The 21259-nt window shown below is 47.1% G+C and carries 17 protein-coding genes; 7 read left to right on the top strand and 10 right to left on the bottom strand.

The window, feature by feature from the left end:
- Nucleotides 1-56 precede the first annotated feature (56 nt).
- From NIES2104_RS24600 to NIES2104_RS24590, 3 genes are read right to left on the bottom strand one after another with little or no spacing between them, the layout of a single operon-like run.
- Nucleotides 57-566, bottom strand: coding sequence for a chemotaxis protein CheW (locus NIES2104_RS24600; protein ID WP_156427038.1), 510 nt, complete (start codon nucleotides 564-566; stop codon nucleotides 57-59).
- A gap of 3 nt (nucleotides 567-569) precedes the next feature.
- Nucleotides 570-947, bottom strand: coding sequence for a response regulator transcription factor (locus NIES2104_RS24595; protein WP_059000859.1), 378 nt, complete (start codon nucleotides 945-947; stop codon nucleotides 570-572).
- 41 nt (nucleotides 948-988) lie between these two features.
- Nucleotides 989-2047, bottom strand: a complete 1059-nt coding sequence (locus NIES2104_RS24590) for a response regulator (RefSeq protein ID WP_059000858.1) — start codon at nucleotides 2045-2047, stop codon at nucleotides 989-991.
- A 943-nt stretch (nucleotides 2048-2990) separates the two neighbouring features.
- On the opposite strand from NIES2104_RS24590, the gene psaK reads away from it, so the two are divergent.
- The 3 genes from psaK to NIES2104_RS24575 all read left to right on the top strand — a co-directional run bounded on the left by psaK (nucleotide 2991) and on the right by NIES2104_RS24575 (nucleotide 5451).
- Nucleotides 2991-3251, top strand: a complete 261-nt coding sequence (gene psaK / locus NIES2104_RS24585) for a photosystem I reaction center subunit PsaK (protein WP_072218128.1) — start codon at nucleotides 2991-2993, stop codon at nucleotides 3249-3251.
- A 134-nt stretch (nucleotides 3252-3385) separates the two neighbouring features.
- Nucleotides 3386-4585, top strand: coding sequence for an acetate/propionate family kinase (locus NIES2104_RS24580; RefSeq protein WP_059000857.1), 1200 nt, complete (start codon nucleotides 3386-3388; stop codon nucleotides 4583-4585).
- A 53-nt stretch (nucleotides 4586-4638) separates the two neighbouring features.
- Nucleotides 4639-5451, top strand: coding sequence for a Uma2 family endonuclease (locus NIES2104_RS24575; protein WP_059002057.1), 813 nt, complete (start codon nucleotides 4639-4641; stop codon nucleotides 5449-5451).
- A 72-nt stretch (nucleotides 5452-5523) separates the two neighbouring features.
- Here NIES2104_RS24575 and NIES2104_RS24570 read toward each other — a convergent pair whose 3' ends face one another.
- The 4 genes from NIES2104_RS24570 to NIES2104_RS24560 form a co-directional block, all read right to left on the bottom strand.
- Nucleotides 5524-8721, bottom strand: coding sequence for an efflux RND transporter permease subunit (locus tag NIES2104_RS24570; RefSeq protein WP_059000856.1), 3198 nt, complete (start codon nucleotides 8719-8721; stop codon nucleotides 5524-5526).
- 11 nt (nucleotides 8722-8732) lie between these two features.
- Nucleotides 8733-9965, bottom strand: a complete 1233-nt coding sequence (locus NIES2104_RS24565) for an efflux RND transporter periplasmic adaptor subunit (protein ID WP_059000855.1) — start codon at nucleotides 9963-9965, stop codon at nucleotides 8733-8735.
- Nucleotides 9966-10210: 245 nt separating this feature from the next.
- Nucleotides 10211-10411 carry a hypothetical protein gene (locus NIES2104_RS31960; protein ID WP_156427037.1) on the bottom strand — a complete coding sequence of 67 codons (201 nt, stop codon included), beginning with the start codon at nucleotides 10409-10411 and terminating at the stop codon, nucleotides 10211-10213.
- 75 nt (nucleotides 10412-10486) lie between these two features.
- On the bottom strand, nucleotides 10487-11008 hold the full coding sequence (locus NIES2104_RS24560; protein ID WP_059000854.1) for a GNAT family N-acetyltransferase: 522 nt from the start codon (nucleotides 11006-11008) through the stop codon (nucleotides 10487-10489).
- Nucleotides 11009-11087: 79 nt separating this feature from the next.
- Between NIES2104_RS24560 and NIES2104_RS24555 the strand changes: the two genes are divergently transcribed.
- Nucleotides 11088-11822 (top strand): DUF561 domain-containing protein, encoded by a 735-nt coding sequence (locus NIES2104_RS24555; RefSeq protein WP_059000853.1) that lies wholly within the window; start codon nucleotides 11088-11090, stop codon nucleotides 11820-11822.
- A 190-nt stretch (nucleotides 11823-12012) separates the two neighbouring features.
- On the opposite strand, the gene NIES2104_RS24550 is transcribed toward NIES2104_RS24555, so the two are convergent.
- Entirely contained in the window at nucleotides 12013-12387 is a 375-nt protein-coding gene (locus NIES2104_RS24550; protein ID WP_059000852.1) for a DUF4870 domain-containing protein, read from the bottom strand.
- A 489-nt stretch (nucleotides 12388-12876) separates the two neighbouring features.
- Between NIES2104_RS24550 and NIES2104_RS24545 the strand changes: the two genes are divergently transcribed.
- Genes NIES2104_RS24545 through NIES2104_RS24535 form a run of 3 tightly spaced genes read left to right on the top strand, consistent with a single transcriptional unit; the run spans nucleotide 12877 to nucleotide 16162 of the window.
- Nucleotides 12877-14055: a sugar ABC transporter substrate-binding protein gene (locus NIES2104_RS24545; RefSeq protein ID WP_059000851.1), complete on the top strand. Its 1179-nt coding sequence runs from the start codon at nucleotides 12877-12879 to the stop codon at nucleotides 14053-14055.
- A 47-nt stretch (nucleotides 14056-14102) separates the two neighbouring features.
- Entirely contained in the window at nucleotides 14103-14930 is an 828-nt protein-coding gene (locus tag NIES2104_RS24540; RefSeq protein ID WP_059000850.1) for an ATP-binding cassette domain-containing protein, read from the top strand.
- Nucleotides 14927-16162: a sugar ABC transporter permease gene (locus tag NIES2104_RS24535; protein ID WP_059000849.1), complete on the top strand. Its 1236-nt coding sequence runs from the start codon at nucleotides 14927-14929 to the stop codon at nucleotides 16160-16162. Before NIES2104_RS24540 ends, NIES2104_RS24535 begins: the two co-directional genes overlap by 4 nt.
- 49 nt (nucleotides 16163-16211) lie before the next feature.
- Here the strand turns inward: NIES2104_RS24535 and bcsA are convergent, their stop codons facing one another.
- Both bcsA and NIES2104_RS24525 read right to left on the bottom strand, forming a co-directional pair.
- Nucleotides 16212-18767 carry a UDP-forming cellulose synthase catalytic subunit gene (bcsA, locus tag NIES2104_RS24530; RefSeq protein ID WP_059000848.1) on the bottom strand — a complete coding sequence of 852 codons (2556 nt, stop codon included), beginning with the start codon at nucleotides 18765-18767 and terminating at the stop codon, nucleotides 16212-16214.
- Nucleotides 18768-18773: 6 nt separating this feature from the next.
- Nucleotides 18774-21215 carry a cellulose biosynthesis cyclic di-GMP-binding regulatory protein BcsB gene (locus tag NIES2104_RS24525; RefSeq protein ID WP_225895283.1) on the bottom strand — a complete coding sequence of 814 codons (2442 nt, stop codon included), beginning with the start codon at nucleotides 21213-21215 and terminating at the stop codon, nucleotides 18774-18776.
- Between the last annotated feature and the right edge of the window lie 44 nt (nucleotides 21216-21259).

The following is a 21259-nucleotide window of genomic DNA, read 5'->3' as shown; positions in this document are numbered from 1 at the left end:
GGTAGTGAAGGTAGATGAGAAAGTCCATAGAGCGCCTGATGAATAGAGCATAATCACTAAGAATGCTGGAGTAATGGAGCTTGTAAAATCGCTTCACCATCCAGCATAAAAATCACATCTTGAGCCTGTAGGAGGCAACCACGGGAATAAGGAATCAGTCCTTTTGTCACATGGCTCGGAACGGGTTGCAGTGAATCAGGAAGCGTCCAAGCAATTCCATCGACTCGTTTCACTGCTGCGGCAACCGAAATCGATCCGGTTCGCAAAATTACAATATCGTATTGCTGAGGACTGTAATCGAGCCTACCGACATCCAGAAGCATCGCGAGATCCATCACCCAAAGAACGCGACTTCGACGGTGCATCAATCCCAGAAGCCCCGGTCGCATATTCGGGATTGGGGTGAGGTAGCGAGGTTGCAGCACCATCACTTCTTGAACTTGTTTCATCGGCAGTCCGACTTGGGTGTTCTGTCCGACTTCAAACTTGAGATAGCTTTCTCCCAGATTTTGAGGCGCGATTTCGCCTCGACGGGTGGTGGCTAGGGTCAATACTGAGTTATCCACGGGTTATCCTCCGACCGATCGCACAGCGCGAATCAGTTGTTCTCGTGTAAACGGCTTCGTAATGTACACATCCGCACCCTGTCGCATTCCCCAGAGTCGATCGATTTCCTGTCCTTTCGAGGTACAGATAATGATCGGCACTTTCTGAGTTTCGGGATTTTTCTTCAAACTCCGGCAGAGTTCAAACCCGCTCATTCCCGGCATCACCACATCCGTGATGATTACATCGGGCTTAATTTCGATCGCTTTATTGACCGCATCTTTGGCAGAGACGAGTCCGATGACACTATAGCCACTTTCGCGTAAATAGTGGCTCAACAGCTCCATTTCCGAGGGCGTATCTTCAATGACTAAAACCGTTCCCATTAAAGTTAGGCTCATAACATTTCACAGCAGGTAGAAAGGGGCATTCCATCGTCTAGTTAACTGAGATATCGAAACACAGTTTTCACCAGTTCCGATTGGGTAAAAGGTTTCGTCAGATACCCAGAGGCACCGACAATTTTTGCTTTCGCTCGATCGATGAATCCGGTATGTCCTGTCACCATAATGATCGGAGTTTGCTTAAAGTTTGGATGCCGACGTAACAAAGAACAAAGTTCATAGCCATCCAAGTTCGGCATTCCCACATCGAGCAAAATGATATCGGGCTTACTCCGAACCACTTGCATCAAAGCTTTCACCGGATCGTTAATCATAATCACCGACACGCTAGAGTCATTCAAGAATGTACTAATCGCTTGTAAAACGGTTGGACTGTCATCGATACAAGCGATTTTGTACTGTGCGGTTGGAGCGGTGACAGCAGGAGGAGCCGCAGGAGTCGAATTTGCTGGAACTGAAATTTTAGTCGGTGCAGGTTCCACAGGTGGCGCAAAGCTAAGTGGTCTGGCTGTGGCAGTGGGAACGCTCGGAACCGAACTCGGTAAAGAGATCGCGGCATCAGGACTGGTCGCTTTCGGCGCTGCAACTCGTCGCAGTTCAATGTGACAGCGTTCGACGATCGGGCGTAAGTCTAATTGACACAGATCCGGATAGTCTAGAAAACTCGATTTCGCGATGACTTCGTAGATGCCCTCAGTTACGGTGAGAAACGGTTTCAGCACCTCGATCGCAATTAATTCAATCAGTTCCCGTGCACTTGATAGTTCAATAAATCGTTGATCGAGCAACCATTGAATGGCTTGATAATCTGCGCTATTTGCCGGATAGTTTCCAGAAGCCGCTTCAAACTGTCGCAACTGCGATCGATCGAGCAATCTCAGCGACGGAACGCGATCGCTGAGTTGATCGAGGGCGCGATCGAGTCGATCGAACGGCTGCACCGAGTTGGTTGCAAAGGCGAGTTTGCCTTCGTCCAAGTAGAGCAACCAGGACGTTGACGCGCTCATAATTTGCAAACATCCATCGACGCGGCGGCTGATCAATTGTGCCAACAACGGCATGGGTTGAAGGCGTTGAAACGGTCTGTGACTAACCATAACTAACCATAAACATTAGGCGAAGTTTTTGATCGATAAAGTGCGTTTCTATACAGGTTGCAGGCGCATCTTGATTCGACAAATTTATCTGACGATCGGCGGAAAACTTGGCGGCAACTCACTTATAGGAAGCCTATCAGTAGTGTGAACCCTCGTGTCATCTTAATAGAAACTTGATGAAGATAGAGGAATTTCCTCATACTTAAGTTCCCACTTCCAAACACAAAAATCCGAACCACCTACAATAGAGACAGTTCGTAACCTCGATATTGATTTCCGGATACTTTACTGAGCGAAAAACCCATGTTTTCCCTATCTGTATTGTGACTGTCTCTGTTCACTAAATTGGGTATTAACCTCCTAACGACACTGCCGAAAACGATTTCGAGATCGGTTTGGTCTAACTATGATCGTGATTGCGATATTTTAGAGAACCAGAGTTAAAACCCTCAGTATTTCGAGTCATCATTAGATTACTGGTAACTTTACCAAATAATCAAGTAACATTTGTAGGTTTTTCGTACTGAATGTAATAGGATATACCGATTTTTCTACTTTAAAGTAATGCGATCGCACCTGAAGTTTCCCACCTTTCTTGACTTTTGCGTGATCTGAGCCATTTGTATGAATTTTTTACTCACTATAAAGCTGTGAGCGAGAATACAGCGATCGCTTCTCTCTAAGATTAGAAATCAATGGATAAAAATCTATGATTTGCGCTTTAAATGTATTAATTGAAACTCAGTATTTTATTTAGACATTAATCGACGCGAATCGCAGACTTTACGTAGATGCTTAAGTGTACTTCTCAGGATTCTGAGCACTTTGTTTCAGACTGCATAGAAACATTAACTATTACTGCGATTTCCGCCGTGAGATTAGTGTTTCTGGTAGAAATTCACTATTCAAAATATTGTGTTGCAGAAAAAGAGGAGAAACAAAAGTGTTGACTTCTACGATGCTGGCAGTTGTGCCGAGAACTTTGGAATGGAGTCCGAACGTAGCAGCGGTGATGATCGTCTGTAACGTGTTGGCGATCGCGTTTGCGAAGTTCACGATCAAGAATCCGAGTGCGCCGCCTGCGATGCCATCCTCGAACATGTTCGGTGGCTTCGGCTTGCCTGCGGTAATTGGAAGCACTTGCTTCGGTCACATTCTTGGTGCAGGTGTGATTCTCGGCTTGTCAAACATGGGCGTTCTTTAACCCTTGTCTGTACTCAATTGGTTTTACTCAAAGATTGTCAGCCAGAGAAGTCATTCTTTGGCTTTTTTATGTGATTCGGAGGATGAGACGATTCGGATCGATTCGCTTCAATGGGTAAATTTGGAGGCGTACGGATGAAAATTCTCGTTCTCAACGCTGGCTCAAGTAGCCAAAAAAGCTGTCTCTACGAACTCACAGAGCCGTTACCAAACGATCCCCCTGCTCCACTTTGGGAAGCTCAAATCGATTGGACAGCCCAAGCCGGAAAAGCACTTCTCAAGATTAAAGCAAACGGAAAGAAGATTGAACAAACGATCGATTCGAGCGATCAAGCAACCGACACCTTACAACTCCTAAAAACGCTTTCCGAAGGTGACACAAAAGTCATTCAGCACTCGAATGAAGTGGATGTAGTTGGACATCGAATTGTTCATGGGGGTCAGTCCTACCGTCAGAGTGTTCGTATTGATCAAACCGTGAAAGATACGATCGCGGATCTTGCCCGATTTGCTCCACTACACAATCCTGCAAATCTGCAAGGCATCGAAGCGATCGAGCAAAGCTTAGGAAATGTTCCTCAAGTTGCAGTGTTTGATACTGCGTTTCATTCAACGTTGTCTGCTGCTGCGAGTCTTTATCCAATTCCCTATGAGTGGTACGAAAAAGGGGTGCAGCGCTATGGCTTTCATGGCATTAGTCATCAATACTGTGCAAATCGTGCGGCTCAGTTATTAGAGCAAGATTTGCACAGCTTAAAGTTAATTACCTGTCATTTAGGCAATGGTTGTTCATCGGCAGCGATTCGGAATGGTCAGAGCATTGATACCACAATGGGCTTTACCCCGCTCGAAGGCTTGATGATGGGAAGTCGATCGGGGTCAATTGATCCGGGTGTCGTGCTGTATTTGATGAGAGAAGATCATTACTCGATCGATGAAGTTGAAAAGCTACTCAACAAACAATCGGGATTACTTGGAGTTTCAGGAGTTTCAAGCGATCTACGTCAAGTCGTTAATGCAGAAACAGAACGATCAACACTAGCGATTGAAACTTATATTCATCGACTACGATCGAACATTGGAGCCATGATTGCAAGCTTAGAAGGATTAGATGCGATCGTCTTTACGGCAGGAGTCGGTGAAAATTCTGCAATGATACGATCGCGCACCTGTGAAGCGTTTCGCTGGTTGGGGCTTGAACTCGACGAAGGTAAAAACCAAGCTTCACCTGTCGATCAAAACATTGCAGCACTCTCCTCGAAAGTGCAAATTTTAGTGATTCACACTGAAGAAGATTGGGCGATCGCGCAAGAATGTTGGAAGCTTGCTCGGTAGACTATTTGTTCTATAATAAAAATTGGCTGGTCTTCTTCTGTGGAGTTTTTCCCATGACACTTGCCCAATCCCCGCTCACTCTGCCGGATCACAAACAATTGCCCGAATCCGATGGTACGTTCGTGAAAAACTTCCAAGAACATCCTCAAAGTGTATTACTCACAAGCTCCATCACCCCGATTTTGGATGCGATTCACCCGGATGGTCAGTATGCGATCGGGCAAGATTGCGGCATTTACTGGCGACTCACTGATCCGCCCGAACGGGGAGCAGAAGCGCCCGATTGGTTCTACGTCCCGAACGTTTCCCCGCTTCTCGATGGGGAACGACGGCGATCGTACGTCATGTGGAAAGAAATCATCGCGCCGCTGATCGCGATCGAGTTTGTCTCCGGTGATGGTTCAGAAGAACGTGATGCGACTTCCCCATTTGCTGGCGATGGTTCAAAGGCTGGAAAATTTTGGGTATACGAACAAGCAATTCGGATTCCTTTCTATGCCATTTACGAAGTTGACAAGGCATCGGTTGAAGTGTATGAACTGATCGGAAATCGGTATCAACAACTACAACCAAACTCGCAAGGTCGGTACTCGATTACAGCTTTGGGTGTGGAACTGGGAATCTGGCGTGGCACTTATCTAAATCAAACATTCCCTTGGCTGCGTTGGTGGAGTAACGAGGGGGATCTACTTTTGGCGGGTGAGGAGCGAGCAGAACAAGAAAGAGAACGAGCGGAACAGGAAAGAGAACGAGCGGAACAGGAAAGAGAACGAGCGGAACAGGAAAGAGAACGAGCGGAACAGGAAAGAGAACGAGCCGATCGACTTGCTGCAAAATTACGAGAGTTAGGAATTGACCCCAATTAGCTCACATTAGGGTATGCTTTAGAGTTCCTTCGATCCGATTCCTGGATCGCCTTGACTTTCAGCACATCCTAGCTATCGTCGCAGTGCGGGATCAATTTCTCGCTCTGGTTGCTCTTCCGCTTGTCGATCGACGGCTCGACGGAAGACCGTTCGATTTAATCGCTCTTGCAAGCCATCGATATACGTAAAGATCACAGGCACAACCACAAGAGTTAGCAGCGTTGAAGTCGTCAATCCACCAATGACCGCGATCGCCATCGGGCTACGAAGCTCTGATCCGGCACCGATTCCAAGCGCGATCGGTAACATTCCGGCAATCATTGCGATCGTGGTCATCAAAATCGGTCGCAATCGCGCCACGCCCGAATCGAGTACGGCTCGGTAGGTTGATTTTCCTTCTTTCTGATTGAGGAGTGCATAGTCAACGAGCAAGATCGAATTCTTCGATACTAGACCCATGAGCAACACAATCCCAATCAAAGCATACAATCCCAATTCTTTGTGAGTGATCAGCAATGCGAAGAATGCCCCACCCAATGAAAAAGGCAACGCCACCATGATAGTTAATGGATGCAAAAAGTCTCCAAACAGCAGAACAAGCACTACATAGATAAAGATCACTGCGGCTCCTAATGCGGCTCCCACGTTTCCGAACAGTTGACCCATGATTTTCGCGTTTCCGATTCGTTCTTGGGTGACTCCTGCGGGTAAATTTTTCAACGCAGGTAACGCATTCACTTTCTGCAACGCGTCACCAAGAGCAATTCCGCGTAAGTTAGCATCAACTGAAATTTGGCGCGATCGATTATATCGTCGAACCTGAGACGGACCATTGCCCAACTCAATATCCGCTACCGTTTGCAGTGCGACTAAGTTCCCGGTTTGGCTTGCGACTTGTAAGTTCCGAATCGTATCAATATCGCTACGGAACTGAGGCGCGAGTTGAACGCGGATGGGGATTTGTCGATCGGGCAAATTAAATTTCGCTAGATTTGCATCACTATCGCCCAAAGTTGCCACATAAGCTGTTCGAGCAATGCTTTGAACCGATACATTTTGATCGCCCGCACGAGCAGGATCAGGACGAATCAACACTTCAGGTTTTAATAGACTTGCATTCGATGAAACTTCGACTAACCCTGAAACTTGGTGCATCTGTTGTTCTAGAGTGCTTGCAACTTGATTGAGCGCTTGAGCATCTTCGCTTTTCAGCACAACCGATAATTCTTTTGAGCCACCAAATCCTCGACCCGAAAAGCTTAGCCGCACTCCTGGAATCTGAGCAAACAATGGACGCACCTGATTCTCAAACTCAAGCTGTGAAACGTTCCGTTCTTCTTTTGATTTGAGCAGAACATAGAGCGTAGATGTGTTCACCGCTTGATCAGTCTGAACTGCGCTGACATTCGGATTTTCTAGCAAACGTGAAGTTAATTGTTGAGTAGCGCGATCGATATCATTCAAAGTCGCTCCAGGCGGCAACTCTAACGAAATTACTGAGAGTCCTTGATCGACTGTTCCAAACAATCCGAACGGTAAACTTGGAACTAACGCAAAGCTACCGATTACAAATAGAATCGATGCGCCCAAAGTTAGCATTCGATGGCGTAATGCCCATTTCAAAATCGGTTCATACGCTTCCGCTAAGCGATCGCGTCTTTGCCGTTCCGGTTGCGTCGTGGTTCCACCTCTTGCTTCTTGAGTGGGAACAAACGGAGACATCACATTCGCAGCCGTGCCATTTGACGGAAGCGATCGAGGTTTTTTGCGTTTTCGCTCTCCATGTCCTTTCAACAAATAAGCCGCCATCAAAGGCGTGACCATTCGAGCAACTAATAGCGAGAACAATACCGAGGCAGCAACACTTAATCCAAACGGGCGAAAATACTGTCCAGTTACACCCGTCATAAATGCCACAGGACCAAACACAGCGACGATCGACATCGTTGTCGCCACCACTGCTAGTCCAATCTCCGCTGAAGCATCGAGCGATGCCCGAAACGGAGATTTTCCCATCTGCATATGGCGTTCAATGTTCTCGATTTCTACGATCGCATCATCGACCAAAATCCCCACGACTAACGCCAACGCCAACAGCGTCATATTGTTCAGCGTATAGCCCAATGCTTTGAGCACCGCAAAAGTTGGAATCAGCGAAAGTGGGAGGGCAACTGCCGTAATCAACGTGGCACGTCGATCGCGCAAAAACAACCAAATCACCGCAACTGCAAGCACAGCACCCAGAACAACGGACTCGATCGACGCTGAGTAAGACTCTCGAATATAGTTCGCTCGAACATTGTTGATCAACTGCAACCGAATATCAGGCGGCAATGTTTTCTGTAAGTCCTCGACTGCTTTTCGCACCCCTTCTTCAACCGCAACTAGAACACTTCCATTACTGCGTAACACTGAAAATGCAACGACAGGCTGATTGTTCAATCGTGCTAATTGTCTGGGTTCTGCGGTTCCGTCTGTCACAGTTCCTAAACTTAACAGTGGCACAAATCCACCTTTCGGCAAAGTAATTTCATAGTTCTGCAATGCTTGAACACTCGGCGCACTTCCCAACGTCCGAATCGTTTGTTCGCTGCCCCCTAGGTTACTCCGTCCACCTGGAAGATTAATGTTGAAGGCTCGAATTTGATCATTAACTTGATTAACAGTTAACCCATCTGCTTGCAATCGAGTCGGATCAAGCTCCACCCGAATTTCTTGATCAACACCCCCAATTCGATTGACCTGCGAAACTCCCTGAACCGCGAGTAATGCTCGACTAACCGTTTGATCCACGAAATTACTCAGTTCAACCACCGATCGCTGAGGAGATGCCACTGCATAAGTTACAACAGGTCCGCCCGTCGCCACATCTAATCGCTGAACGATCGGTTCATTAATATCTTGCGGCAAGTTCTGACGAATTTGCGAAATCGCGTTTCGCACGTCATTCGTTGCCCGATCGCTATTTGTCCCCAACACAAAGTTAATCAGCGTGACCGAAGACCCGTCTGTAATTGTCGAAGTAATTTCATCAATGTTACCGAGTCCTGCAACTGCATCTTCAACGGGTTTGGTTACTTGTGATTCTAGTTCGCTCGGATCGGCTCCGGGCTGAACGACCGTCACATTGACCGCAGGAATATCAATGTTTGGACTTTCATCAATGCCGAGAAATGGATAAGCGACCAGTCCCGCCAGCGTTAGGACAGCAAATAAAACAATTGTAGGAATCGGGGAGCGAATCGACCAAGCAGAAATATTAAACGACATACCTTTAACAGTTATTGTTGAGCAACGGTGACACGATCGCCATCTTTGAGATATCCAGCCCCCGCCACGACGACTCGATCGCCTGCATTTAATCCTTGAACAATCTCAACGGTTGTATTGTTCGGATCAGCGCTTTGAGTCGCTCCCGTTTGAACGATTTGCGATCGCACGGTTCCGTCTGGCTGTAACACAAACACAGTCGATCCTCCACTCGATTGAGGCAACACCGCTTTCGATGGAATGACTAACGCTTGAGCGGTTTGGGTTGTAATTGCGGCGCGGAGAAATAGACCGGAACGAATAGCAGAATTCTGTGGGAGATTGATTTTAACCGTCGCTTGTCGGGTTTGTGGATCAATCAATGGAGCGATTTCGCGAACCGTACCTTGGACATTAATTCGTCGATCGGCATCGGATGCGATTTTAACGGGTGAACCTTCTCGAACTTGTGGCAATTGAGTAGACGGTAGCTTGATTTGCAGTTCTAACTCACCCTCACGAATCAGTCGAAACAATGGATTCATTGTCGAAGCAACATCGCCCACCTTGGCTAAACTTTCAGCAATCACACCATTGGTTGGAGAGCGCACGATCGTCTGATTGAGCTGAGTTTGCAATCGTTGAATTTCAGCTTGACTCGCTTGAATGTCTGCTTGGGCTTGTCCAATTCCCGCTTGAGCCGTAGAAACCGCAGCTTGAGTCGTGGCAACAGCAGTCGCACGTTGTTCTAGATCCGCCTGACTAATTGCCCCCGATTGCGCGAGTTGCTGATAGCGTCTTAAATTACTCTGAGCTTCCGTTAATGTTGCTTGTTGCTGTTGTAAGGTCGCTTGTCTTTGTCCCAAAACAGCTTGTGCTGAAGTAGATTGTGCCTGAGCTTGATTCAGTTGTGTTCTTAAAACATCACCGCTCAAAATCGCCAATTCTTGCCCTGCTCGAACTGTCTGCCCTTCATTTGCTAACACTTGCTGAACTTGCAAGCCAGAAGCCTCTGGTGCGATCGGCAATAAATCTCTAGCGGCAACCGTTCCAGTCGCATCGATCGTGCGCGAAATTCGTGCAGGTTGAACGGGTGCAATGCTCACCGTTTGTGTCGAAGTTGCAACCTGTTGAGGTGCAGAAGTGGGACGACGCACAAAGAAAAATGCACCTGTTCCCCCAACCAACAAGGCTGATAATCCTAATCCGATCAACAGTCGATTTCTCTTTTCCGAACGCGGATGACGCACTCTAGGAACATCCATGAACACACTCTCCAAGCAAGCCTTCAAGACTTCTACGCTAAGTCACAAACTGCTTTGTTATCTGCGCCATCGGAGGTAGTTCGAGCAATACAAAGGGTGAGCTTTGCTCGAAATGCTAAGTGCGATATGGAGCCTCAAATAAAGGCATCAAAACATCTTAAACAAATTACTCGGATCTAAGCTTGCCTGAAGTTCAGAAGAGATTGCAAACGTACCGAGCGATCGTATCCGAATCAAATAATTCTCTAAGCGATCGAGCATTCCTTTTCCCGATCGCGCTTTGATATATCCCGGCAGTTGATACCCCCGAATATTCGTAAATTCCGCATCGTCGAAGGATGATGAATCGCAAAATCTGCTGTGACAAAAAACGTAGCTTTAATGTTTAAGCGATCGAGCAATTCCAAAACTCTTTCTAAGCCTCCCGCTGACACTTTGAATGTCACGCTGTCCGATAAAGTTTGACCGTATCAAACTCTTCGACATCAAACTCTTCGACACCAAAACTCAAAAGAATTAATTTATCCATGCAAAGCGTGAAACTCATTCTTTGAGATAGCGTAATACACAACGTCAGTTTTGTAATAGTGGGCGTTCTTTTCAAACGTCATTCCAACTTTTTGCATCACGCGCTGAGAAGCAATATTCTCAGGTTGAGCAATGGCAACAATTCGATCGAGTCCCGCCTGTTCAAATCCAAATCGCAGACAAGCGATCGATGCCTCCGTCGCAAATCCCCGATTCCAGTAAGCCTTATTCAGCGTGTATCCTAGCTCCACTTCAGGCGTTCCATCGAGATAAATGAATCCGCAGCGACCGATCAAGATTTGACTCTCTTTCTCAATCATCGCCCACATTCCAAAGCCCCACCGATCGAATCGTTCCAACTTCGCGGGAAAGCCTGCCTCTAGTTGCGATCGCGTCTTCGTTCCCGATGAAATGTACTGCATGGTTTCCGAGTCGCCAAAAATTTCCGCCAAGCGATCTAAATCTTCATACCTGAAAGGGCGCAACCACAGGCGTTTCGTCTCTAACTCTTGCATTCGATCGCATTCTCCTCTAGCTCGGATTTCCCAATGCTGGCACAATGATCTGTACTCATTTCACACTAAATGAAGCACCATGATTTCTACGCTACAAACTGCTCTCACTCAAGGTCGCGCCCTCAAAATCATCAGCGGCTTAAACAATTTTGATGCCAATAACGTCGCAATGGTAATCAAAGCTGCCGATCGCGGTGGTGCCACCTTTATCGATATCGCCGCTGATGCCGACCTGATCCGCATGGCGAAACAACTCACCAGCTTACCCATCTGCGTGTCTGCCGTTGAACCCGAAAAATTCGTCATGGCAATGGAAGCAGGCGCGGACTTAATCGAAATCGGCAATTTTGACAGCTTCTACGCTCAAGGTCGTCGCTTTGAATCCGAAGAAGTTTTGGCGCTAACTCATGCCACCCGCGCCCTTCTGCCAACCGTGACGCTTTCGGTGACTGTGCCCCACATTTTGCCATTAGATCAGCAAGTCCAATTAGCAGAAGACCTTGTGAAAGCGGGTGCGAATCTGATTCAAACCGAAGGCGGAACTTCTTCGGCTCCCGTCCATTCCGGCACGTTGGGCTTAATCGAGAAAGCCGCTCCAACCCTAGCAGCCGCTTACGAAATTTCTCGTGCGATCGACATTCCCGTTCTCTGTGCATCCGGCTTGTCCAGCGTCACTGCTCCGTTAGCGATCGCCGCTGGTGCTTCCGGTGTCGGTGTCGGTAGCGCAATCCACAAACTCGACAGCGAAATCGCCATGATCGCCGTTGTCCGATCGCTCGTTGAATCCCTTGATCGTGCTTCCGTCAACGTCTAGCCTTTAGTCCCCGGAGCGCGGACTTCGCACCGTCAGCCCCGAATTCCATTCCGGGGCGGGTGATGCAACAAACGACAATGCTTCAACTGCAACCAAAATAATTGACACAGTAAATGGTTGCTCTCATCCTCAAAACAAAAAACCGTAACGATCAATCAAAATCGTTACGGTTTCACAAATTCCCAAATCCTTAGAACAATCGGAAAATAAACGGATAACGAAACGGCTCATCTGGATTCGTAAAGCAATGCGCCAGTGCCCAAACCGTCAATCCCCAATGCAGCAAAAATCCGAGTCCAACCACCGGGAAGAACAGAATTCCACCGAGTCCAAACGTCAGAAACGACAAAATCCCGATCGGTACACCAATCACAATCGCCCAAAACCAAACATTCAGGTGAAAGTTCATCGATTCCTTGGCGTTTGCTTTGACGATCGGATCGTCAGTCAGCAGATTCACCGCAAACGGAACCCCAAACGAAAATATCGTTGTGCTAAAGAAAATTGCGCCATGACTTAAGCAGGATAATAAGCGGCGCTTGCCAGAGTCAAAAGTGGTTTGCATTCTGGATTTCTCCTATAGTGCTTTCTCTTTACAGTCTCGATCGTATCCTTCACATCGATGCCTGTATTAGTGCAGTTTACCGTACTGTCTAATGTTGCTGTCTTTTCCTTTAGATAGATTAATTTGAAGAATTCCTGACGCAATTTCAGGATCGGTTTACCGTTTAGGCGAACTTTCTCATCAAAATATTTAGAAAATCTAAAGAATATTCGACTTCATTTTTCTCCTCATTCTGCCGATAGAGGCAGCATTTAATCAAGAAAATCTAATGTCAAATAGATGGGGATCGCTCCCAACGAGGACATTTCTAGCTTTAAGCGATCGCTATTTTTTCAAAGGGAATTTCTATACAAAATTTAACGGTGTTCTCTCTATTTTATCGTCTGAAGTAGCGAGCTTTTGCTGTTAAAATCCCTCCTCCAAATTGCGACCGATCGCTAGAATCAGACCTTGTTTTTCGACACATGACTCGACTCTAGGACAACAGAAATGAACCGTTTTATAAATCTAACTTTCAAATTCTTGCCACTCATGAGCGTGGTGGTGTTTGCCGCCTGTAGCAATCAAAATAACGGTGCAAACCCCACTGCCAATGATCCAAACGCTGCGAATAATCCGACTGCAACAAACGCAGACACCCGATTTGCCGCCGCAAAAGGTTGTAAAAACATTGGCATTCTCTTGCCTGAATCCGATTCATCCGCTCGCTACGAAGCCTACGATCGACCACTTCTAGAAAAGGAAATCAAAGCTCGAATTCCTGACGCAACGATTCAATACGCCAACGCGAATAACGATGCCGACACTCAACAAAACCAAGCCGATGCAGCCCTAACGAAAGGTGCCTGCATTCTCGTAGTTGACCCAAAAGATAGTGATAAAGCATCGGTTATTGTACAAAAAGCTAAGGCAAGTCAAGTTCCAGTGATTGCCTACGATCGCTTAATTCAAGATCCTGATGTCGCTTACTATGTTTCATTTGATAACGTCCGAGTTGGCGAACTTCAAGGACAATACATCGCGGATCAATTCAAGAAAGGTGCGTACGGTTTAAAACCGGGTGCAAACTTAGTCATGATCAACGGTTCTCAAACCGATAACAACGCCCTGCAATTTAGAGAAGGTGCATTGAAAGCATTGCAGCCTTTAGTGGATAGCAAACAGTTGAATCTCGTGTTTGACCAGTACACCCCAAACTGGGACAACGGCAGAGCACAATCGATCATGGAAGGCATCTTGACGCAGCAGAAAAATAATGTGCAAGCCGCTTATGTTGCAAACGATGGCATGGCAAACACCGTGATTGCTGCGTTGAGAACGCAAAAACTCGATGGCAAAATTCTGGTGACTGGGCAAGATGCCACCCTAACGGGAATCCAGAACATTCTCACGGGCGATCAGTCCATGACGATTTACAAGCCGATCGCAAAAGAAGCCCAAGCCACCGCAGAATTAGTCGCGGCTTTGAGTAACGGTACGACTCCCGGCAACCTCGTCAACGGTCAAACGGCTCTGAAATCTGGGGGACAAGTTGCCTCCGCGTTAATTACCCCGATCGCAGTCGATAAAACCAACATTCAACAGACGGTTCTAGCCGATGGCTACCTGAAGCGAGAACAAGTCTGTAATGGACTCACAGGCGACACGACGGGTATCTGTCGCGGCTAATGAAACTGGGGTGATCTCACCATCACCCCGCTATCAGCACAGTAATTATGAACAATTCAGTTTTACCGACTCAAAGCGAAACCTCTGTCGATCGCTCTATTCCCCGTCTACAACTCCGCAGCATTAACAAGTCATTCGGTGGTGTTCAAGCACTAAAAAATGTTGATTTTGAAGTCTATGCGGGCGAAGTTGTGGGTCTGGTCGGTGACAACGGAGCCGGAAAATCAACGCTCGTCAAAACGATGTCCGGGGCTTACGTTCCTGACTCTGGCGAAATTCTGATTGATGGCGCACCTGTCACAATTTCATCGCCCCAAGATGCCACTCGTCTTGGCATCGAAACGGTGTATCAAGACCTAGCCCTCTGTGACAACTTAGACGTAGTTGCAAATCTCTGGTTAGGTCGAGAAGCCTACCGTTGGGTGATTCCTGGTTTTCTAAAAGCCCTCGACGAAACTGAGATGGAACGCCGCACGATCGAGGTTTTAAGAACCCTTGAGGTCAAAATCCCTTCGGTTCGTCGTCCAGTTGCCACGCTTTCCGGTGGACAACGCCAATGTATTGCGGTCGCAAAAACGATTCTCCGTCAGCCGAAAGTCGTCCTGCTCGATGAACCGACTGCCGCGCTCGGTGTTGCTCAAACTCGGCAAGTTCTGAACCTGATCCTGCGATTAAAACAGCAAGGTCTGGGTGTGGTCGTCATCTCTCATAATTTGCACGATGTATTTGATGTATGCGATCGCGCAGTCGTCATGCGTCTCGGTCAACGCTCCGCTACGTTTGACATCAAAAATTCCACTTCAGAACAAGTCGTCGCTGCCATCACTGGCGCAGAATACCGCGATCCTGCCATTTCTTCCCCAGATCTCGTATGAAAACCAACACGAAAGAAGACGATCGCTCAGCCGTTAATGCCGAGATGAGCGATCCAAAGTCAAACATTACGAAAGCATCCTTTAACTTACGCTCTTTAATGCGAGGCGACTTAGGATTTATCCCGGTCATCATCACCCTTGCATTAATCACGCTGTACTTTCAGCTAACAACCAGCGGTGTTTTCCTCCAAGCCAGAAACTTAACCAACCTCACCCAGCAAATCGTTGTCATTAGCATTCTCAGTACTGCGGCTGTATTGGTTCTGTTACTCGGTGAAATCGATCTAAGTTTAGCCGCAGTTGCACAAGCCTGTGCCGCAGTCATGGCAACGGTTTCGGTGTATCAGAACTGGGGTGCAGTTCCCTCGATTCTGGCAGCACTTGTCACAGGTGCAGTCATTGGTTTGATCAACGGATTTTTCATTGCTATCTTGCGGGTTCCATCGTTCATTGTGACGTTGGCAGGCTCGATCGGGTATGCCGGATTTTTGCTCTTGGTACTCGGACGGCAAACGACGCTGATTGTTCGTGATCCAGCAATTCGCGCTCTGGCTCCAACTTATTTAAGTCCGATCATGGGTTGGGGATTACCGATCGTGGTTGCTGCTCTTTATGCGATCGGGGTTTGGTACGAACGTCAACGCCGTGTCAAAGCCGGACTTCCAGTAAAACGCCCAACCACCTTGATTGCCCAAATTTCAGGAATTTTCGCAGGTATCTTCCTGATTGTGTTCCTGTTCCAGACCTATCAAGGTGTGCCTCAAGCGGTGATGATTTCGCTGGGAATCGTTCTTGCATTCTGGCTGATTCTACGCAAAACGCCGTTTGGTCGTCACTTGTATGCAGTCGGTGGAAATGAAGAAGCCGCAAGACGCGCTGGAATTAATGTCACTGCGATGAAAATGGCAGTGTTTACTCTGGCATCCACTTTAGCGGCAGTGGCAGGAATTATGTTGACCTCACGCAGTACAGCGGTTGCGACTCAGATCAGTGCAACTTTGTTACTAAATGCGATCGCGGCTGCGGTCATCGGGGGTGTTAGCTTATTTGGCGGTCGTGGCTCGATTTGGGCAGTTATCCTTGGCGCATTAGTCATCGGAAGTTTGGACAACGGACTTGATTTGCTCAATCAAGATCAGAGCATCAAAAACATTGTTCAAGGAGCCGTTCTCGTTCTTGCTGTCACCGCAGATGCCATAGTTCGTCGAGCGAATCCAGTACGCGGGAAATAAACAAAAAAAGACCTTGATTGGTATTCAATCAAGGTCTTTTTGTAAGCTTTTAATTCAAGGTATCGACAAGCTGTTTAATTTTGTCTTCCTGTCGCTGCATGATTTGATCCGGGAAGCGTAACTCAATCACTGTCCGATCGTCCATAAAATCAATCTGCTCAACTTTCGCTAACAATCGATTCGGCAAAGATTCATCAGCAGTTTGGCTCAAGAGAACACCGACTAGCGGTTGATAGTAGCTCAGAAGCCTCACATCTTCGATCGCATCTGATTGAATCTCTAATTGCAGACTACGGTTACTAATCCGAGTTGCTACCCCTGAGTAAAACTGCCCCCGCCAATACAACTGAGCATGAGCGCGAATTTCTTTACGAACTCTCGCGATGTTGGTCGCTTCAGGCTTGCGTTGCTTAAACGATCGAGTCAAACTGCCCACAATAAACCTGAAAGATTGCAGCGGATCATCAACGTTTTCCCGTTGCTGCGAATACCACTCACGCACATCGGAATAAATCACGACGCTGAGCGCATCCAGTTGAGCACGAGTCAAATCAACAAACTCGATCGATAACAAGGATTGCGTTTCATGCACTGGAACGACGCGAATAATTTGCCCTTTAACAAACGCTCTCGCGCCGTAATCCCCAATCAATTCAATTTCAGCATCTTCGAGAAAATCCGCCCAGTGATCAACGATTAATTGACAACCTGTTTCACTCACATTCTGGGTGCGACCTTGAACGACTGCACCATTTGTGTAGAGCGTTGCGGACAATTTACGATCGAGACGATGCGATCGTCTTAACTGCGGTTGTTCCAGTGCAACCAATAACGCAGACACAATCAGAATCAAGTTAAAGAAACTCCAAACCATGTTCACTAACACAGCTTCTGAGTCTTGAGGTCGCAGAATCAACCAGAACGGGACTGCGGCAACTCCAGCCGTAACTAACAGCGCCACAATCATCAACGCTTTTGCTGATCCCCAGTCAAAGCTTCGCTTAGTGACAGACAAACCTTTATCGGTTACGTTAAAGCTTCCTAGCTTCGGATTAAACACCGCCAACATTGTCACAATTCCAGCGTGAAACGACATTGCAAATTCGTAAATCTCATTCCAGAAAGAGAAGCGAACGTTCTTGTACGTGATGTAGTTGGCGTAGGTTGAGACAAAAAAGTGAGGAAGCGCATACGCTAGAGTTTCCAGTCCCAAACCTCGAATTGGATTAATTCCAAAGACGAGAAACATCGCGGGAGCCAGCGCATACATCAATCGCGGGAATCCGTAGAAGAAGTGAGAAGTTGCACTGAAATAGCAGATTCGTTGCCCGATCGACAATTTCAGCTTCGGATTCAATAACGGATTTTCAAGTCGAAGAATTTGCGCCATTCCCCGCGCCCAGCGAATCTGTTGACCCACATAAGCTGAGAACTTTTCTGGAGCCAGTCCCGCCACCATGATCTTGTCATAGTAAACCGACTCATACCCCAAAGAATGCAAGCGCAGTGAAGTATGACAATCTTCAGTCACGGTTTCAACTGCAATGCCGCCTACTTCTAGCAAGTGTGACTTTCTCACAACCGCCGCAGAACCACAGAAGAAAGCAGCGTTCCAGAAGTCATTTCCTTTCTGTAGTACTTTGTAGAACAGCTCATTTCCGACCGGAATCTTACCGCCTGTTTGCAAGTTCCGCTCAAACGGATCAGGGTTGTAGAACCAGTGCGGGGTTTGAACGAGCGAGACTTTAGGACTGTAGAAAAATCCAACGGTATCTTTGAGAAAATGACGAACCGGAATATGATCACAGTCGAGAATTAGAACCAGGTCGCCACCTGTTCGACGTAGCGCCGTATTGATGTTCCCAGCTTTTGCGTGATCATTGTTATCACGAGTCAGCAACGTGCAGCCGAGTTCTTTGCACATCTGCCGCAACTGTTCCCGTCTCTCTCGAAACTTTTCGGCTCGACCATCATCGAGAATGTGCACTTTCTTTTTGTCGGCGGGATAGTCGATCGCTAATGCTCCGAGTGCTGTCTTGCGAACAATCTCAACATCCTCGCTGTAAGTTGGAATGTAGATATCAACCTTAAACCACTGATGCTCAGGAACAGTTGAGAGATCAACCGCCTTCCGCTCTTTTAGCTTCAAAGTTTGAAAGAACGCCAGCGCTAATGTCAGGATCGCGTAGAGTTCTGCTAAAAACAGCAAAACGCTACAAGTTGCATCAAGCCATCCGCTGGTGAGATTTAGAGTGTAGTTTGTTCGATAGTACAGATACCGAAAAGTTGTAATCAAACTCAGCCATACCATGAACAGGTGCAGATACTCGCTGGTTTGTCCTTTTGCGTGCTTGTGTTCGATATCTGTGACTGCCCAACCCAAACCGACTAAAATCACAGCCACAATTCCCTGCTGCCAAATTTCGAGCGGGGTCACAATCAGAGGGACAGACAGAACTAAAAGTAAGCCCATAAGCACAACAAGCTGAGAAGGGCTGTTTTTTTGGAAAAGTCGATCGAAGAAATTCGGAATCAAATCGACAAACCAAGCTAAAACCCGCTGTCCTTTGCTCCGATACCGTTTTGAAGGAGTTGAATTTGTCATAACGATTTACCCTGCAACGCGCTTGAGGAGGATCTGAGCAATTCCGTACAACAAGAGGGAACTTGCAATAATGCCGATCGGAAGAAGATACCACTGTTCTTGCAAGAGCTGTCTCGCTTTGCTCAGAGCAGTCGTATTTTCAATTCGCCGCCGCTCTGATTGATTGAGAAACTGCATCTGATAAGCATTGGAATCATAGGGTGATGGATTCACTTGATTGGTGCTAATCAGTGCGGTGTCTTCTTTCAGTTGATAGAACCAAAGATCATTGCTCAGAACATCTTGCACCTGTTTAAGTCCTGAGTCGGTTTGAGCAGTCAAAGCAACCATAGTGCGATCGCGGTTCCAAGGTGACAGCATACTCTTGATCACGCCACCTTGATCCGGTAAAGCATGAATCTGATCTTTGCCGGATTCCCGTGCGAAAGCGTCCATGATGCGGAATCCAGAATTCGCTTCGAGCATTTCTTTGATTGGAAAACGATCGCGCACTCCAATTGCAACCAAATGACGATCGTTCTTCACAGTTTCAGGTAAATTCGATGCCGTAAATACATCAAGTTTGACTGAGTTAGCTTGGCTGAGTCGTCCCATCCGTTCGCTGAACTTCAGAACGGTCATCACATCTGCTTCAGTCGGAGAATCAGGAACGACGATCGCGGTCTTTGACAAGTCTTGAGGTGCAGCAAATGGATAACCTGTCGTCAAAAGCTTCAGATCTGGTAGTTCAACTGAATTCTCACGCTTCAAGTTGAAATCAGTTGTGCTGTGAACCGTTCCCCAAAGCTGTTGATCACCGACTTGACCACATTTGACGGTTTCTCTTGGATACAAATCGAAAGCGACATCAATCACAGAATCCGACTTAATTAGGTTCGGTGGCAGATCAACGTTAAGCAATTCATTGTTTCCGCCATTTTCTGAAGTCAGTTTTTTGCTCCCGATCGTGACCCCATCAATTCGGACAGAAACCGATGATTTCCGAGAATTGACCTGAGCGCTATAGCTGTATTTCAAATTCATTGAGCTGCCCCGCAGCATTCGATCGTCAGGCATCGATCGGAATTGAAACTGTACAGGAGGTGCAGAAGTTCCACGTACAGTCACATCTTTGAAAGGTTTGTTGTCCAATCCCTTCAAAGCGCTGAGTTGGAATGAGTCTTGAAGTGGAAGATAGCGCTCCCAACTACGTGAATTGGGTGACGCAACTTCAGCCACATCACGCACTAAAACCACTTGTCCAGAGCCAATCTGACTGCTGTTCGGTTGAACTAGAAACTGAACCGCTTTTGCAACGCCTTCCGCTCCGTTTCCAGAAGCAACAATCACTGGAACATTGCCATTGTTTAGAGTTGTCAGCATCAGCACACCAACATTCTCAGGAAGTGCATTTTTGCTACCATCCAAGATTTGATTGTTCGCAATGTTCAGAGGTAACTTCAGCGATTTGAGTGTTGGCTGATCTTGAGGCGTTCCAATGATGACTAAGCGATCGTTCCACTCGAATTTTTTCGTATCTTTTACCAGGCTGGTTTCGAGCGATCGAAAGTCAGCCAACCGTCCGAAATGCGTGTGAAAACGACTGGTTGCCGTTAACCAAGCCTCATTAATTTGAGCAGGCAAAAGATAGTTTAGACGAGGCGTATCTAACCCAAGATTGTCAAAGAACGGGAACGGGTAGCGGCTGAAATCAAGAGCCAGTGACTGGGGTTGATAGTCAAGAATTACTTTTGAATCAGGCAGCACTTCTGACCACAGCACTTTATCGTCCGGATTCGCGCAGGTTGCAGAATTCGTCTGCTGAGCCACGATCGTAATCTCGTTATAGTCCTGAACAAGATTTGCTGGAATATTGACGATCGCTTCTCCAATCTGAGCATTTTTCAGGTTCATCGGAACACTGCCAATGCTCGTATCATTCACCCGAACAATCAGATTAGATTTGTCGGAGATGATTGCTGGAGAATGCTGGAATCGAATCACTGCTTTAGCAGATTTCACATTCCAATTTTTCGGGCGGGTGAAGCCGATGCGCGCTTCTGCGTATGTTCCTTGTAGGCGGAAACGGTTTCCGATCGCTGGACTCCGATTAAATTGCAGAACATACTGACTCATAGGTGCAGCGTTCTGAGGTTTGGATATCTCAGCTTTCTTCTCAGGTTGCGGTGTGGGTGCTTCTGAGGCAACAGGTTCAACGGGAGCGACACTCGGTTCGCTCACTGCTTCGACGGTTGCTGGTTCAGGTTCTGGCTGATACACTGGCGCTTGTGGGCGGTAAATCGGCGCTTCGGCAGGAGTGCTCGGTAGCTTGAAGTCTCGAATGAGCTGATCTTCTTGCTTTTGAATGCCTTGAGCGGAAACTGCGATCGGGTGTTGGGCATGAAGCAGCACGATCGCGAGTCCGGTTACTAATCCAGCACAACATAAGACTAAAGTACGTGTCAGCATTGTTTTAGAGCCTCGACGTGGATGAGAAGATTGATCTGAAAACC

It is taken from the genome of Leptolyngbya sp. NIES-2104 (assembly GCF_001485215.1).
In the GTDB taxonomy this organism is placed as follows: domain Bacteria; phylum Cyanobacteriota; class Cyanobacteriia; order Leptolyngbyales; family Leptolyngbyaceae; genus Leptolyngbya.
The sequence above is the reverse complement of the archived record's forward strand: the minus strand, read 5'-3'. Positions and strand labels throughout refer to the sequence as shown.

Bases quoted from the DNA above. Each gene is read 5' to 3' on its own strand.
- NIES2104_RS24560 (WP_059000854.1), bottom strand. From the start codon at position 11,008: ATGCAAGAGTTAGAGACGAAACGCCTGTGGTTGCGCCCTTTCAGGTAT.
- NIES2104_RS24525 (WP_225895283.1), bottom strand. From the start codon at position 21,215: ATGCTGACACGTACTTTAGTCTTATGTTGTGCTGGATTAGTAACCGGA.
- NIES2104_RS24595 (WP_059000859.1), bottom strand. From the start codon at position 947: ATGAGCCTAACTTTAATGGGAACGGTTTTAGTCATTGAAGATACGCCC.
- NIES2104_RS24540 (WP_059000850.1), top strand. From the start codon at position 14,103: ATGAACAATTCAGTTTTACCGACTCAAAGCGAAACCTCTGTCGATCGC.
- NIES2104_RS24555 (WP_059000853.1), top strand. From the start codon at position 11,088: ATGATTTCTACGCTACAAACTGCTCTCACTCAAGGTCGCGCCCTCAAA.
- bcsA (WP_059000848.1), bottom strand. From the start codon at position 18,767: ATGACAAATTCAACTCCTTCAAAACGGTATCGGAGCAAAGGACAGCGG.
- NIES2104_RS24565 (WP_059000855.1), bottom strand. From the start codon at position 9,965: ATGGATGTTCCTAGAGTGCGTCATCCGCGTTCGGAAAAGAGAAATCGA.
- NIES2104_RS24590 (WP_059000858.1), bottom strand. From the start codon at position 2,047: ATGGTTAGTCACAGACCGTTTCAACGCCTTCAACCCATGCCGTTGTTG.
- NIES2104_RS24580 (WP_059000857.1), top strand. From the start codon at position 3,386: ATGAAAATTCTCGTTCTCAACGCTGGCTCAAGTAGCCAAAAAAGCTGT.
- NIES2104_RS24550 (WP_059000852.1), bottom strand. From the start codon at position 12,387: ATGCAAACCACTTTTGACTCTGGCAAGCGCCGCTTATTATCCTGCTTA.
- NIES2104_RS24570 (WP_059000856.1), bottom strand. From the start codon at position 8,721: ATGTCGTTTAATATTTCTGCTTGGTCGATTCGCTCCCCGATTCCTACA.
- NIES2104_RS24535 (WP_059000849.1), top strand. From the start codon at position 14,927: ATGAAAACCAACACGAAAGAAGACGATCGCTCAGCCGTTAATGCCGAG.
- NIES2104_RS24545 (WP_059000851.1), top strand. From the start codon at position 12,877: ATGAACCGTTTTATAAATCTAACTTTCAAATTCTTGCCACTCATGAGC.
- NIES2104_RS24575 (WP_059002057.1), top strand. From the start codon at position 4,639: ATGACACTTGCCCAATCCCCGCTCACTCTGCCGGATCACAAACAATTG.